Origin of the sequence: Jiangella ureilytica (assembly GCF_004348545.1) — a bacterium.
Lineage (GTDB): Bacteria > Actinomycetota > Actinomycetes > Jiangellales > Jiangellaceae > Jiangella > Jiangella ureilytica.
In genome coordinates this window covers 1-14079 of sequence record NZ_SMKL01000005.1, presented here as the reverse complement: position 1 = coordinate 14079, position 14079 = coordinate 1, and the positions used below count along the sequence as shown (strand labels likewise).

General features: G+C 74.5%; 15 protein-coding genes and 1 tRNA gene. 10 read left to right on the top strand and 6 right to left on the bottom strand.

The features are described 5' to 3' along the window. Positions 1-120: 120 nt before the first annotated feature. Together E1212_RS03150 and E1212_RS03145 are read right to left on the bottom strand one after the other, a co-directional pair. A complete protein-coding gene (locus tag E1212_RS03150) occupies positions 121-837 on the bottom strand; it encodes an aspartate/glutamate racemase family protein (protein ID WP_131979005.1) in 717 nt (238 codons plus the stop codon). Continuing rightward, positions 834-1721, bottom strand: a complete 888-nt coding sequence (locus tag E1212_RS03145) for a hypothetical protein (RefSeq protein ID WP_131979002.1) — start codon at positions 1719-1721, stop codon at positions 834-836. The genes E1212_RS03150 and E1212_RS03145 overlap by 4 nt, the downstream gene beginning before the upstream one ends. Before the next feature lie 86 nt (positions 1722-1807). On the opposite strand from E1212_RS03145, the gene E1212_RS03140 reads away from it, so the two are divergent. The 3 genes from E1212_RS03140 to E1212_RS03130 are packed head-to-tail and all read left to right on the top strand — an operon-like array spanning position 1808 to position 4580. Next, positions 1808-2572 carry a DeoR/GlpR family DNA-binding transcription regulator gene (locus E1212_RS03140; RefSeq protein WP_162605279.1) on the top strand — a complete coding sequence of 255 codons (765 nt, stop codon included), beginning with the start codon at positions 1808-1810 and terminating at the stop codon, positions 2570-2572. Beyond that, the gene (locus E1212_RS03135; RefSeq protein ID WP_203416287.1) at positions 2569-3969 is read left to right on the top strand and encodes a four-carbon acid sugar kinase family protein; all 1401 of its coding nucleotides are present in this window, start codon (positions 2569-2571) and stop codon (positions 3967-3969) included. Before E1212_RS03140 ends, E1212_RS03135 begins: the two co-directional genes overlap by 4 nt. After that, positions 3966-4580, top strand: coding sequence for a class II aldolase/adducin family protein (locus tag E1212_RS03130; protein WP_203416286.1), 615 nt, complete (start codon positions 3966-3968; stop codon positions 4578-4580). The genes E1212_RS03135 and E1212_RS03130 overlap by 4 nt, the downstream gene beginning before the upstream one ends. Here E1212_RS03130 and E1212_RS03125 read toward each other — a convergent pair. Further along, a complete protein-coding gene (locus E1212_RS03125; protein ID WP_131978996.1) occupies positions 4549-5481 on the bottom strand; it encodes an NAD-dependent epimerase/dehydratase family protein in 933 nt (310 codons plus the stop codon). The two genes, E1212_RS03130 and E1212_RS03125, sit on opposite strands and share 32 nt — an antisense overlap. Positions 5482-5594: 113 nt before the next feature. Between E1212_RS03125 and E1212_RS03120 the strand changes: the two genes are divergently transcribed. Both E1212_RS03120 and E1212_RS03115 read left to right on the top strand, forming a co-directional pair. Continuing rightward, positions 5595-6296, top strand: a complete 702-nt coding sequence (locus E1212_RS03120; protein ID WP_131978993.1) for a TetR/AcrR family transcriptional regulator — start codon at positions 5595-5597, stop codon at positions 6294-6296. Positions 6297-6329: 33 nt separating this feature from the next. After that, a complete protein-coding gene (locus E1212_RS03115; protein ID WP_131978990.1) occupies positions 6330-7778 on the top strand; it encodes an MFS transporter in 1449 nt (482 codons plus the stop codon). Here E1212_RS03115 and E1212_RS03110 read toward each other — a convergent pair. Then, positions 7766-8542, bottom strand: coding sequence for an SDR family oxidoreductase (locus E1212_RS03110; RefSeq protein WP_131978988.1), 777 nt, complete (start codon positions 8540-8542; stop codon positions 7766-7768). The two genes, E1212_RS03115 and E1212_RS03110, sit on opposite strands and share 13 nt — an antisense overlap. A 166-nt stretch (positions 8543-8708) precedes the next feature. On the opposite strand from E1212_RS03110, the gene E1212_RS03105 reads away from it, so the two are divergent. Both E1212_RS03105 and E1212_RS03100 read left to right on the top strand, forming a co-directional pair. Next, positions 8709-9587, top strand: coding sequence for a helix-turn-helix transcriptional regulator (locus E1212_RS03105; protein ID WP_131978985.1), 879 nt, complete (start codon positions 8709-8711; stop codon positions 9585-9587). A 23-nt stretch (positions 9588-9610) separates the two neighbouring features. Beyond that, the gene (locus tag E1212_RS03100) at positions 9611-10423 is read left to right on the top strand and encodes a nucleotidyltransferase domain-containing protein (protein ID WP_131979261.1); all 813 of its coding nucleotides are present in this window, start codon (positions 9611-9613) and stop codon (positions 10421-10423) included. Positions 10424-10499: 76 nt separating this feature from the next. On the opposite strand, the gene E1212_RS03095 is transcribed toward E1212_RS03100, so the two are convergent. Together E1212_RS03095 and E1212_RS03090 are read right to left on the bottom strand one after the other, a co-directional pair. Beyond that, positions 10500-11105 (bottom strand): short chain dehydrogenase, encoded by a 606-nt coding sequence (locus tag E1212_RS03095; RefSeq protein WP_131978982.1) that lies wholly within the window; start codon positions 11103-11105, stop codon positions 10500-10502. 76 nt (positions 11106-11181) lie between these two features. After that, positions 11182-11265: transfer RNA gene (locus tag E1212_RS03090), tRNA-Leu, on the bottom strand. Positions 11266-11521: 256 nt separating this feature from the next. Between E1212_RS03090 and E1212_RS03085 the strand changes: the two genes are divergently transcribed. The 3 genes from E1212_RS03085 to E1212_RS03075 all read left to right on the top strand — a co-directional run. Further along, on the top strand, positions 11522-12241 hold the full coding sequence (locus E1212_RS03085) for an FhaA domain-containing protein (RefSeq protein WP_131978979.1): 720 nt from the start codon (positions 11522-11524) through the stop codon (positions 12239-12241). Between the two features lie 4 nt (positions 12242-12245). Further along, positions 12246-12722 carry an FHA domain-containing protein FhaB/FipA gene (locus E1212_RS03080; protein ID WP_131978976.1) on the top strand — a complete coding sequence of 159 codons (477 nt, stop codon included), beginning with the start codon at positions 12246-12248 and terminating at the stop codon, positions 12720-12722. Between the two features lie 6 nt (positions 12723-12728). Further along, positions 12729-14079, top strand: a 1351-nt coding sequence (locus tag E1212_RS03075; protein ID WP_131978973.1) for a PP2C family protein-serine/threonine phosphatase, incomplete at its 3' end; no start/stop codon positions are given.

Genomic DNA, 14079 nt, shown 5'->3' with positions numbered 1-14079 from the left:
CCCCGCAAGAGGGTCGAGCAGTCCGGCTCCGCGCCAGCCGACCGGGCGAGCTCATCCGGTGTGGCATCGTTGCCATGTGAGAACGTACCCACACTCGGAGTGGGCGTCAACAAGTCCCGGTTAACGAAACGGATACGTGCCGTTCCGCTGCTGGTCGGACGTCGGAGCGACCTCGACCAGACGACGCGCCGCGAGCTCGAGCGAGGTGAGCACGGGAGTGCTTCCCGCCGTTTCCGGGACGGATCGGGCCACGGCGCCGGCCATCGAGGCCTGGGCGAGCACCACCACGTCGACCCGGCCGGACCATCGGGCCACGGCGTCGGCGACCAGGGCGTCGTGCCGGGCGGTGTCGCCGGCCTCGCGAGCCTGGCCGGCCTCGTCCAGCAGCTCGACCTCGACGGTGACGGCGATGCCTGCCGCGGCGGCGCTGCGGTGCACCAGCCGCTCGGTCGGGCCGACGGTCGAGGCGACCGTGGCCAGCACGGCGACCGTGCCGCCGTCGCCGGCCAGCTCGGCCGCGCGGTCGGCCATGCCTTGGTCGACCCGCACGACCGGCGACACGGCGCCGAGGCGCTCGGCCACCAGCTCGGTCGCCTCGCCCAGCGTCGAGCAGGTGACCAGGACGCCGCCGGCGCCGCGATCGCGCAGGTGGGCGACATGGGCGGCCAGCCGGTCGACGATCTCGGGCGTGACCCCGCCGGCGGCGATGGCGGTGCGCAGCAGCCACGGGTCGACGACATGGATCTGCTCGACCCCGGCACCCGCGTGCGCCGCGACGAGGTCGTGGAACGTCGCCGGCAGCGCGGGGACGGTGTGGATCAGGCCGTACCGGGTCACTTCTTCTCCCACCAGGGCGTCGCGTGCTCGTCGACGATGCGGGTCAGCCGCTCCAGCCGGGGCGCGGACCGCACCGCGAGCTCGGACAGCGGCCGGCCGACCACGTCGCTCCAGAGTGCCCGCCCGGCCAGGAATCCGGAGGCGCCGGCCCGGCAGGCGGCCTCGACGGCGGCCGGGAAACGGTCCAGCGCCACGCCCTGCGAGAGCACCACCCAGGGTCCGGTGACGGCGTCGTCGAGCGCCCGGCAGGCGTCGAGCAGCTCGGCCGGCTCGCCCTCGCCGGCGCTCGGGACCTGCGCCTTGTACAGGCTCTGACCCAGGACGGACAGCTCGCGGGCGGCCTCGGTGATCGCCGCGTTCAGGTCCCAGGTGCCGCCGGCCAGTTCGGCGGGCGTGGCGCGGACCACCGGCTCCAGCACCGACAGCACGCCGCGCTCGCGGGCCCGGGCGACGAACTCGCGGGCCAGCTCGACCCGCTGCTCGCGCCGTTCGTCGCGACGCCAGACGATCAGCAGCTTCACGCCGTCGACGCCGGCCAGGTCGCTGTCCGCGGCGAGGAAGTCCGGGTCGAGCGCGGTCTCCTCGACCGGTCCGCCGTCCTGCTGGGTCAGCGCGTCGACGGCGAGGATCAGCCCGCAGCCGGCCGGCAGCAGCCGCTCGCTCCGGACCTCGTCGAAGCCGTATCGGCGGTCGATGAGGAAGCCCGACGCGAGGTCGCTAAGGCTGCGGGCCACCTCGAGCTTGAACGCGGTGAGGACGTCATCCGGCGGCCGGCCGGCTCCGGCGTCGTCGAACATCGTGCGCAGGCTCTCGCGCTGGTCCATGGCGACCATGGCGAGGCCGCCGCCGGGTCGGGCCAGCGCGTCCAGGGTCGGTTCGCTCATGCGCACAGTTTGTGCGAAGTTGAACAAAGGAAGCAAGAAGTGTCCGACCCTTGACATTCTTGCGCGCGTCGAGGTTGGGTGGGGGCGTGCGCTACACCGACGCGCCGCGCCGGCGCGACGAGCTGCTGCGGCGGCTGCGGTCGGCCGGCTACCTGTCGGCGGCTCACGCGGCGGCCGACCTCGAGGTCTCCGAGATGACCATCCGCCGCGACCTGCATCAGCTGGCGGTCGACGGCCTGGCCGTCCGAGTCACCGGCGGCGCCCGGCTGCCCGACGGCGACGGCGTCCCCTTCGAGCTCCGGTCGGACCGGTTCGCGGCACAGAAGACGTCGGTGGCGACGACGGCGGCCGGGTTGCTGCCGGCGGACGCGACCGTCGCGCTGGACTCCGGGACGACGATCGCCCGGCTGGCCGAGCTGCTGCCCGCCGGCCTCACCGTCGTCACGCATTCGGTGCCCGTGGTGACGGCGTGCGCGTCGCGGCCGGACCTGCGGCTCATCGGCCTCGGCGGCGTCTACAACCCGGCGACGCGGTCGTTCGGCGGGCCGGCCGTGCGGGCGGCGCTGCAGGACATCGTGGTCGACCTCGCCGTCCTGTCGGCGACGGCGGTCGGCCCCGACGGCGTCTACTGCTCCGACCCGTACGACGCCGAGACCAAGCAGGCCCTGGCCGCCGCGGCCCGCTCGGTGCTGGTCGCCGCCGACGGGTCCAAGCTGGCGGCCCGCGCGCCCATCCGGTTCGCCGGCCTCGACGCGGTGTCGGTCCTGGTCACCGACCCGTCCGCCGGCGAGGACGCGGTGCGCGCCATCCGGGCCGCCGGCGTCGACGTCTCCTGGGCGGCCGCCGCGTGAGTGCGCTCGCGCTCGGCGTGGTGGCCGACGACGTCACCGGCGCCTGCGACCTGGCCGGTGTCGTCACGGCGGCCGGGATGCCGGCGACGGTGCTGCTCGGCCCGCCCTCGCCTGTGGATGTCCCGGCCGCCGGCGCCGCATGCGTCGTCGTCGCCCTCAAGACCCGGACGGCGCCGGTGACATCCGCCGTCGCGGAGTCGGTGGCGGCCGGACGGTGGCTGCTTCACCACGGCGCCCGGCGGCTCTACCAGAAGTACTGCTCGACCTTCGACTCCACGCCGGCCGGGAACATCGGGCCGGTCGCCGACGCGCTGGCCGAGCTGGTGGGCGGCCGCTCGGTGGGGACGCCGGCCACGCCCGCGGTCGGGCGCACCGTCTACCAGGGTCACCTGTTCGTCGACGGACGGCTGCTGTCGGAGTCGCCGCTGCGCGACCATCCCCTGACGCCGATGACCGACGCCGACCTCGTCCGCGTGCTCGGGGCGCAGACCGAGCGCTCGGTCGGGCTGGCGCCCTGGCCGTCGGCCGGGGTGACCCCGGACGAGCCGGCCGCGCACGTGCTGCTCGATGCCCTGACCGACGAGGATCTCGACCGCCACGCGGCCGCTCTGGCCGGCGGGGACGAGCTGCTCGGCGGGGCGTCCGGCCTGGCCGCCGCCCTCGCCCGCTACTGGGTCGGCGTCGAGTCGGCCCGTGCCGGCGCTGCCGCGGACTCGCGCACCGGGCCGGAGCATAACCCGCCCGGTGAGGGAGGGTCCCCACCCTACGGGCGGGCACCGACACTCGCCGCCGCATCGCCCCGGCCATCCGACGAGCTGCCTGACGTGCCGTCCGACGAGCTGCCTGACGTGCCACCCGACGAGCTGCCTGACGTGCGGCCCGGTGGCGGGCGGGTGGTGCTGGCGGGCAGCTGCTCGCGGCGGACGCTGGAGCAGATCGCGGCGTTCCCCGGGCCGGTCGTGCGGATCGGCGTCGACGACCTCGCGGCCGACCCCGGCGGGACCACGGCTGCCGCCGGCGACGCCGTTCTCGCCGCACTCGCCGCGTCCCCTACCGGGCCGGTGCTGGCCACCACGGCGCTGCCGCCGGAGGAGTTGCGCGTCGTCCAGCGGCGGCACGGCCGCGAGCGGGCCGCCACGCTCGCCGAGGAGGCGCTGAGCGCCGTCGCCCGGGCCGTCGTCGGGGCCGGGGTGCGCCGGCTGATCATCGCCGGTGGCGAGACGTCCGGCGCGGTGACCGGCGCCCTCGGCGTCCGGCAGGTGCGCGTCGGGGCTCAGGTCGCGCCCGGCGTGCCCTGGACCGTCAGCGCCGGGCCGGACCCGCTGGCGCTGCTGCTGAAGTCGGGCAACTTCGGGCCGGCCGACCTGTTCACGACGGCGTGGGAGGTGGGGCCGTGAGCACGGCCGCGATGGAGTCGCTGGTCGCCGCGTGCCGCCGGCTGGCGGAACTGGGCCTGTCGCCCGGCGGGTCCGGCAACGTCAGCGTCCGGGTGGGCGAGCAGGTCTTCGTCACCCCCACCGGCGGCGCGCTCAGCCGGGTCACGTCCGACGACCTGGCGGTGCTCTCGCTGAGCGGCGAGCCGCTGTCCGGTACGCGGCCGTCGAAGGAGTTCCCGCTGCATCTCGCCGCGTACCACGTGCGGCACGAGGCACGCGCGATCGTCCACCTGCACTCCGTGCACGCCGTCGCCGTCTCCTGCCTCGACGAGCCGGTGCCGACGCTCACCCCGTACCAGGTGACACGCCTCGGCCCGCTGCCGGTGGCGCCGTACGCCCGGCCCGGCAGCGCGGCCCTCGCCGAGGGTGTCGCCGCCGCCATGGCGCGCCACCACGCGGTGCTGATGGCCAACCACGGCAGCGTCGTCGCGGCGGCCGACGTGGACCTGGCCGCCGATCTCGCCGAGGAGCTGGAGTCGGCCGCCCGGCTGGCGCTCCTGCTGCGCGGGCTGCCCTACCGCGAGCTGACACCGTCGGCCGTCAGCGAGCTGACCGGGCCCGCCACCACCTGACCGTCTCGGCCACACCGTCGTCGACGGGGGTCGGCTGCTGGCCGAACGTGGCCTGGAAGTCCGACGAGTCGAGCACGAACGGCCGGGCGAACTGGTGCCGGGTCTCCCTGAGCTCGCGCATCATCGGCACGGCCAGGCCCATGGCGTCCTGCAGCCAGTACGGGACGCGGCGGATGCGGGCCGGAGCGGAGCCGGCGATCGCAGCGATCTTCTCCGCCAGCTCGCGTGCTGAGAACGGCGGCGCCGTCGGCACGTGCCAGGCCCGCCCGTACGCCCGTTCGTCGCTGCCGGCGATGGCGAGCGCCTGGGCGACGTCATCGACGTAGGTCCAGCTGCGGGTCACGCCGGGGTCGTTCAGGTAGGTGGCCGGCTTGCCGGCGAGGATCGGCGGGACGAACCGCTCGCCCACGTGGCCCTGGGAGCGGACGCCGGGGCCGTAGTAGTCCGACGCGCGCAGCTCGGTCATGCGGATGCGGCCCTCCTGGTGCGCCCGCAGCGCGTCGGCCCACATGCGGGCCCGCACCCGTCCCTTCACGCCCGGGCCGCTCAGCGGCAGGTCCTCGGTCATGGGGCCGCTGACCTCGCCGTACGGGTACAGGTTGGCGAGCGTCGTGAGGACGGCGCCCGTGGTCTGGGCGGCGCCGAGGATCGACGCGGCCATGGGCGGCCAGTCCTGCGTCCAGCGGTGGTAGGGCGGGTTGGCGCAGTTGTAGATGACGGCGGCGCCCTGCGCGACCTGTGTCAGCCTGGCCTCGTCGGCGGCGCTGGCGGCGACCTTCGTGACGCCGCCGGGCCCCGATCCCGACCGGCTGACCACCACGACCTCGTGGCCGTCGCCGGCCAGCCGGGTGGCCAGCAGCGTGCCGATCTGACCCGCGCCGACGATGACGTGCTTGCTCATGACCCACTCCTCGTGTCTGTCGCTCCGATTCGAGAGCAATGCTCTCTGTTCGGTGTGCTAACTGTCAAGAGCAGTGCTCTCACTTTGGTGCGCCGCTCTGCTAGAGTCGCCGCATGAACGTCGGACGCACCGCACGCGAACGCGCCCGGGCCGAGCTGACCAGGGAGATCACTGCGATCGGCCGCCGTCAGCTCGGCACCGAGGGCGCCACCGGGCTGAACCTGCGCGCCATCGCCCGCGAGCTGGGCATGGTCTCGTCGGCCGTCTACCGCTACTTCCCCAGCCGCGACGAGCTGCTCACCGCGCTGATCATCGACGCCTACAACGCCGTCGGCGAGGCCGTCGAGCAGGCCGACGCCGCGTGCGCCCGCGACGACCACGCCGGGCGGTGGTGCGCGGTCTGCCATGCCGTTCGCGACTGGGCTCTGGCGCACCCGCACGAGTACGCGCTGCTCTACGGCTCCCCGGTGCCCGGGTACCAGGCCCCGGCCGACACCATCGCCCCGGCCACCCGCGACACCGCCGTCTACGGGCGCATCATCAGCGAGGCGTACGCGGCCGGCGCGCTGGCGCCTCCCGACGGCTTCCCCACTCCGCCGCCGTCGTTCAGCGGCGACGCCGACGTGGTCCGCGAGCTCATGCCGGGGCTGCCCGACGACCTGGTCGCCCGGGCCATCGCCGCCTGGACCGGCCTGTTCGGCTTCGTCAGCTTCGAGGTCTTCGGCCAGTTCACCAACGTCATCGAGGACCGCCGCGCACTGTTCGACCACCAGGTCCGGACGTGGGGCCGGCTGACGGGGCTGCCCGAGGGTTGACCTCAACGCGGGTTGAGGTTGCAGGGTGAGGGCATGTCCACTCGCCCGCCGGCCTCGCTGTTCAGCCGGGCCCACCTGCCGCTGGCCGTCAGCGCCGTCGCCCTGGTGACGCTCGGCGCGTTCGAGAACCGGGCGGTCGGCACCGCGCTGCCCACCCTGGTGCGCGACTTCGACGCCGTCAGCAGCTTCGGGCCGGCCTCCGCCGCGCCGATCGCGAGCTTCGTCGTCTCGCTGGCGCTGGCGGGCCTGTGGGCCGACCGGTCCGGCCCGGTGCCGCCGCTGCGGGCCGGCATCGTCACGTTCGCCGTGGCGCAGGTGCTGGTCGGGACCGCTGGTGGCATGCCGCAGGTGATCGCCGGGCGGCTGCTCAGCGGGCTGGCCGAGGGGCTGATCGACGTCGGGATCATGGTGCTGATCGCCCGATCCCTGCCGGAGGAGCTGCGGCCGCGGATGTTCTCGCTCTTCGCGGCGTCCTGGATCCTGCCATCGGTCGTGGGGCCGTTCCTGACGGGGATCGTCACCGAGGGCGCGGGGTGGCGCTGGGTGTTCCTCGGCGCGCTGGCCGTGCTGGTGCCGGTCTGGCTGGTCCTTCGGCCCGTCCTGCGCACGGTGCCGCCGACGACGGCGTCCGCTGCGGTGCCGCCGGGGGAGAGCGCGACGACGGTGCTGCCGTGGGCGCTGCTGGCCGCGACCACCGTGTTCGGACTGTCCGTGGCCGGTGAGCACCTGGCCGCCCACCCGGTCCCGGCCGTCGCCGTCGTGCTCGGCGGGGCGGCCGGCGCGGTGATCGCCGCGACGCGGCTGCTCCCGCGCGGCACGTTCCGGGTCCGGCGCGGGCTGCCCGCCGTCGTGGCCCAGCGCGTGTTCACGGCCACGGCGTTCGCCGGTGTCGGGGCCTGGCTGCCGCTGCTGCTCACGCTGGTGCACGGCTTCACGGCGACGACGGCGGGCATCAGCCTGTCCATCTCGGGCGTCATGTGGGCGCTCGGCTCCTGGCTGCAGGCCCGCGACCACGGCTACCCGTCGGCGACGGTGCTGCGGGCCGGGCTCGCGGCGATGACGGCCGGGCTGGCGGTGACGGCGCTGCTCGCCTGGCCGGCGGTCCCGCCCGCGGTCGGGCTGGCCGGCTGGGCGCTCGCGGGCGTCGGCATGGGGCTCGCGTCACCGGTGCTGTCGGTGCTGACCCTCGCCGCGTCCGACGCCGGCAACCAGGGCCGCAACGTCGGCGCCGCCCAGGTCGCCGGGTCGCTGAGCACGGCGGCCGCGGTGGCGGTCAGCGGCGCCGCGGTCGCCCTCACCTCGCCCGGCCCGGCGACGTTCGCCGGCATCATCGTGGCCGGCGGTGTGGCGGCACTGGCCGGCCTGCTGACCACCGGCCGCGTGGTCGAGGGGCGCGAGGCACGCCAGTCACGCGAGCCACTCGCGGGCGACGACACCGCGACCGGCGAGGCCGAGCCGCACCGGGCGTCTCAGCTGGCCTGACCGGTGGGCATGATCGTCACCTGCTGAAGGTTCGCCCGCGGCGGCAGCGCGGCGAGGAAGCCGATGGTCTCGGCCACGTCCTGCGGCGTGAGCCACTCCATGGTCTCCCTGGTGCCGGCCAGCCACGCGAGGGCGCCCTCGTCGGTGACGTGGGTCTGCAGCTCGGTGCCGACGATGCCCGGCTCGATCGCGGCCACGCGCACGTTCTTGGCGCCCAGCTCGGCCCTCAGGTGGCGGGACAGGTGGGTGACGTAGGCCTTCGTGGCGGTGTAGACGGCGAAGTTCGGATAGATGTTCTGTGCCCCGATCGACGAGGTGTTGATCAGGTCGGCCACCCCCCGGTCGGCGGCGGCCTTCACCAGCTGGGGTGTGAACGCCCCGATGACGTTCATCAGGCCGGTGATGTTGAGGTCGATCTGCAGCTGCCACTGGTCCGTGGCCAGCTCCTCGACCGGGGCGGGCAGCATCACGCCGGCATTGTTGAACAGCAGGTCGGCGCCGCCGAGCTCGGCCGCCACCCGGTCGGCGGCCGCCTGGACCGCCGCCCTGTCGGTCACGTCCACGGAGATCGCCAGGGCCTTGCCGCCGTTCTGCTCGATCCGGGCGGCCAGCTCCTGGAGCCGGTCGGCCCGCCGCGCGAGGAGGACGACGTGTGCCCCCAGGGCGGCAAGCTTCTCGGCGGACGCCGCGCCGATGCCGCTGGACGCCCCGGTGACGACGGCGATCCGGCCCGCGAGCGGCACGGCTGTGGTCTGTGTGGACATGCGATGGGTCCCTTCCGTGGGCTGTGCGCCGGGCAGATCCCGGCTCCCCTCCAGCACACCCGCTCCACGGCCGGCGCGCAGCGCCATAGCTGACCCTGAGCAGGCAGGTACCCGCAGGGCCACCTTGGGCGGGACGGCCGGCGGCGGGTGCGGCCAGACTGGAGCCATGGACCGCAGCAAGGAGATCGCCGGCTTCCTCCGGTCGCGCCGGGCGGCCATCGCTCCGGAGCGCGCGGGGCTCCCGTCGGACGGGCGGGTCCGCCGCGTCCCTGGACTGCGCCGCGACGAGGTGGCCCGCCTCGCGGGCGTCAGCACGGAGTACTACACGCGCCTGGAACAGGGCCGGGCCGGCCATCCGTCGGCGGAGGTCGTGGAGGCCCTGGCCCACGCTCTCGAGCTCGACGCATCCGAGCGCGAGCACCTCGCCGACCTGCTGGCGCCCGGCGGCCGCCGGGCCCGTCGCGCGCCCGCCAGGCCGCAGCGCGTCCGGCCCGGCCTGTACCTGATGCTCGAGACCGTCGGCCACGTCCCCGCGTTCATCGTCGGCCGGCGCACCGACGTCCTGGCCGCCAATCAGCTCGCCAAGGCCGTGCTCACCGACTTCGACGCCCTGCCCGCCACCCAGCGCAACCTGGCCCGCTACTACCTCCTGGATCCGCAGGCCCGCGAGCGGGTGGGCGACTGGGAGCGGATCGCCGCGGAGACCGTGGCCATGCTCCGTCTCGAGGCCGGCCGCTACCCCGACGACCGCCGCCTCGCCGACCTCGTCGGCGAGCTCACCCTGAGCTGTCCCGAGTTCTCCGCCTGGTGGAACGATCACCGGGTGCTGCGTCGCACGCACGGCGCCAAGCACTACATCCACCCCGTGGTGGGCGAGCTGCACTTCACCTACGAGTCCTTCCAGGTCCCCGGCGACTCCGACCAGACCCTCTGCGTCTACAGCGTCGAGCCCGGCTCCGAGACCGCCAAGTCGCTGCGGCTGCTGAGCAGCTGGACCGCACCCGACACGCGTATGGTGCAGGACCGGGTCGGCGAAGGCGGGTGAGGGTGGACGACGTGGTCGCGGCCATGGCCGATGCCCTCACGGAGGTCGGCGGCGTGGTCGGTACGGTGCTCGGCGGCAGCCGGGCTCGCGGCACCCACCGGCCGGACTCCGACTACGACCTCGGGCTCTACTACCGCGGCGAGCTCGACCTGGCGCGGCTGGGCGAGCTGGCCCGCCGCTTCGGCGGGCCGTCGGCGACGGTCACCGAGCCCGGCTCGTGGGGTCCGTGGGTCGACGGCGGCGGTTGGCTCACGGTCGACGGCGTCGCCATCGACTGGCTCTACCGCGACACCGACCGGGTGCGAAGCGCCTGGGAGGCGGCCCAGCGCGGTGAGTACGCCTTCCACCAGCAGGCCGGTCATCCGCTCGGCGTGCCGGACTTCGCCTACGCGGGCGAGATCGCGCTGGCCGTCGTGCTGACCGACCCGTCCGGCGAGCTGACGGCCCTGCGTGACGACGCACGACGGTATCCGGAGCCGTTGCGAGCGGCGCTGCGGCGCGGGCTCTGGGAGGCTCGATTCTGCGTCGACGTCGCCGCGAAGGCGGCCGGCCGAGGCGACGCCGCCTACGTCGCGGGCTGCCTGTTCCGCGCCGTCGGCATCTGTGCGCACGCCCTGCACGGGCACGAGGGCCGCTGGCTCATCAACGAGAAGGGCGCCGTCGTATCGGCCGGAGCGCTGCCGTCGGCGCCCTCCGGGTTCGCCGAGCGGTCGCAGCGGCTGCTCGGCGCCGCCGGCATCACCGCCGGCGAGCTGTCGGCCACTGTCGACGCCGCCCGCGCGCTGGTGGCCGAGGTGGGCGCCGTCGTCGACGGGCCGAGCCGGTCACGCGTCTGATCCGCCGCTACGCCGCGCGCATGACATCGTCGAAGGGCACCGACCCACCCGATCGCCGGGGGAGCTGGGCGAGCGGCTACCTGCCCGCGCCGGTCGTGACGGGAACCACCGCGCCCTGAGCGTCGCCCTCGACGAGGTCGGCATAGACGCGCGCGACGCCGGCCGCCGGCATGCCCCGTGCCGGATCCCAGCCGAACGCCTCGAGCGACTCGCGCACCCACCCCGGCGCGACCAGGTTGAGCCTGATGCCGCGCGGAAGCTCAGGCGCCGCCGCCTCGACGAACGCCGCCAGCCCGGCGTTGACCAGCGCGCCGAACGACCCGCCCGGCAGCGGCTCCGTGAACGTCCCGCCGGTCAGCGTGACCGACCCGCCGTCGCGGACGTGGTGCAGCGCCGTTCGCGCCAGCCGCACCTGGCCGAGCAGCTTGCCCGGCAACCCGGCGACGAACTCGGCGTCGCTCGCGGTGAGGAGGTTCGCGGTCGGTGCGCTCGCCGCACAACACACGACGGCATCGACGTCAGGCACCGTCGCGAACAGCGCCTCGACGGTCCTCGGGTCGCCGACGTCGACCACGACGGGTCCGCGGCGGGAGGCCCCGACCACCTGGTGCCCGCGGCCGGCCAGCTCCTGCGCCACCGCCGCCCCCACGACGCCGCTCGCCCCGATGACCACGATCTTCACGGACAACCTCTCCACGGCAGAGACTCCGGAGACGACGGAAGCCCCAGGTGAGGACCTGGGGCTTCGTTGCGTGATGTGCGCGAGGGGGGAGTTGAACCCCCACGCCCTTTCGGGCACACGGACCTGAACCGTGCGCGTCTGCCTATTCCGCCACCCGCGCTAGGTGCGGCACCCAGGTTAACACGCTCCGGCGGGTGGTCGATTCCACGATCCGGGGGTGTGGATGTCAGCATGGGCGGGAAGCACTGTGAGAGCCGCCGGAACCAGCCGCCAGCCGTCCTTCGTCACATAAGGTTGCGACGGCCGTTCCCGCACGGCCCCGATCAAGGACGCAGCCGCACCGGCGCGCTGCGCGCCGTTACGATCAGGGTCTTGCCGGCGGCGGCACCGGGCGCGATACGTGGAGGGAGGTACCCGTGGGAGTGTTGCAGCGCTTCGAGCGCAGGCTCGAGAACATGGTTCAGGGTGCGTTCACCAGGGCCTTCCGCTCAGAGGTGCAGCCCGTCGAGATCGCGGCGGCCATCCAGCGCGAGCTCGACAACAACGCGCAGATCGTCAGCCGCGACCGTTCGCTCGTGCCGAACGACTTCGTCGTCGAGCTGGGGCCGAGCGACCACGACCGGCTCTCCGCGTACATCGGCACGCTGGCCACCGAGCTGGTCGAGCTGGCCCGCGAGCACGCCGACCTGCAGCACTACGCGTTCACCGGCCCGGTCGGGGTCGGGTTCGAGCGGCACGAGGACCTCGGCACGGGCGCGTTCCGCATCCGCAGCGCCGTGCGGGCCGGGGTCGACCGCGGGTCGTCGTTCGCCCCTACTCCGACGTCGGAGCGGCAGGCCGACGCCTTCCTCGTCATCAACGGCACCCAGCACCCGGTGCTCCCGCCCGGCGTCGTGCTGGGCCGCGGCAGCGAGTGCGACCTTCGCATCGACGATCCCGGCGTCTCGCGCCGGCATCTGGAGATCCGCGTGTATCAGCAGGGCACGCAGCCCCAGCTGGTCGCCGTCGACCTCGGGTCCACCAATGGGACGGTCGTCGACGGCGCCCGAGTCGGGCAGGCGCCGCTCTCCGACGGATCCCGCATCGTGATCGGGTCCACCGTGATCGACGTCCGCCGGCGCAGCCCCGGGAGGTGAACGAGTGTCGGAACTGACACTCACGGTCATCAAGCTCGGCTTCCTCGCCGTGTTGTGGCTGCTGATCCTCTCAGTGACGTCGGCCATGCGCGCCGACCTGTTCGGCGTGCGGCCGCCCAAACAGCCGAAACCGCAGCGCGAGGCGCGCGAGGCGGCCAAGCAGAACCGCCAGCCGCGGGGCGCCAAGGGCACGCCCACGCGGGCCTACATCGTCGAGGGACCCGACACCGGGAAGTCGGTGCCGCTCGACGGCACGCCGGTCACGTTCGGGCGCGGCGCCGACTGCACCGTGCCGCTGTCCGACGAGTACGTGTCGACGCAGCACGCCCGGCTGAGGTTCCACGAGAACCAGTGGTACGTCGAGGATCTCGGCTCCACCAACGGCACGTACTTCGGCAACCAGCGGCTCACACGCAGCACGCCGGTCACCGCCCGCAGCCGGTTCCGGCTCGGGAAGACCGTCGTCGAGCTGCGGAAGTAGGGACCGATGCCGTTGACGCTGCGCTACGTCGCGCGCTCTGACGTCGGCCTGGTCCGAGAGGGCAACGAGGACTCCGGCTACGCCGGGCCCTACCTCCTGGCCGTCGCCGACGGCATGGGCGGGCACGCAGCCGGCGAGGTCGCCAGCCGCGCGGCCATCGACGAGCTGGTCCTGGCCGAGCAGGACCCCCGCGACAGCGACCCGCTCGAGACGCTGACCGCGGCCATCGGCGCGGCCAACACGCGCATCCGGCAGCTCATCGTCGACGACTCCAGCCGCGAGGGCATGGGCACCACCGTCACGGCGCTGCTGTGGACCGGCAGCACGCTCGGCCTCGGGCACATCGGCGACTCCCGCGCCTACCTGCTGCGCGACGGCGCCATACGGCAGCTCACGCACGACCACACGTTCGTCCAGTCGCTGGTCGACGAGGGCCGCATCACGCTCGAGGAGGCCGGCGTCCACCCGGCCCGCTCGCTGATCCTCAAGGCGCTGCAGGGGCAGGGCGACGTCGACCCCGACCTGCAGGTACTCGACGTCCGGGCCGGCGACCGCCTGCTGGTGTGCAGCGACGGTCTCACCGGCGTCGTGTCCGACCAGACGCTCGAGGAGACGCTGGGCGCCGTCCCCGGACTCGACGACGCCGCCGACGAGCTCGTCCGCCTCGCCCTCGCCGGCGGCGCGCCCGACAACGTCACGCTGGTCCTCGCCGACATCGTCGAGACCGACCGGCCACGCGAGGCCGACGACACCGCCGAGGCGTTCCTCGTCGGCGCGGCCGCCAGCAACGAGGTGCCGCCGCCCGAGCGCCCCCACCGCCGTCGTCCCGGCGCCGCCCTGCGCGCCCTCGTCGGCGCCGAGGAGGCCCACCCGAAGCCGACGGCCGAAGACCTCGAGGCCATGCGGTACGCCCCGCAGCCGCCCCGGCGCCGCCGCTGGCTGCGCACCCTGGTCATCGTCGCCGCCGTCGCCGCGGTGGGCTGGGCGGCGCTGAACGTCGCGAGCGGCTGGGTGCGCGACCAGTACTACGTCGGCGACAGCAACGGCCAGGTGGCCATCTACCAGGGCGTCAGCCAGGAGATCGGGCCCATCCGGCTGTCGGAGCTGCACGACATCCCCGGCGGCCTGCCGGTCGAGTCGCTGCCGGAGCTGTACCGCGAGCAGGTCACCGACACCATCACGGCCGACGATCTCGACGACGCCATCGACGTGGTCCAGCGGCTGCGGCTCGAGGCCTGCCGGGCGCACGAGCGGCTCGACGGCGGCGAGTCGCCCTCGCCGACCCCGACGCCCACCCCCACGGTCACCACGCCGCCTGCGACGCCTCCGGCCACGGCGGCGCCGCGCGCCGGCACCC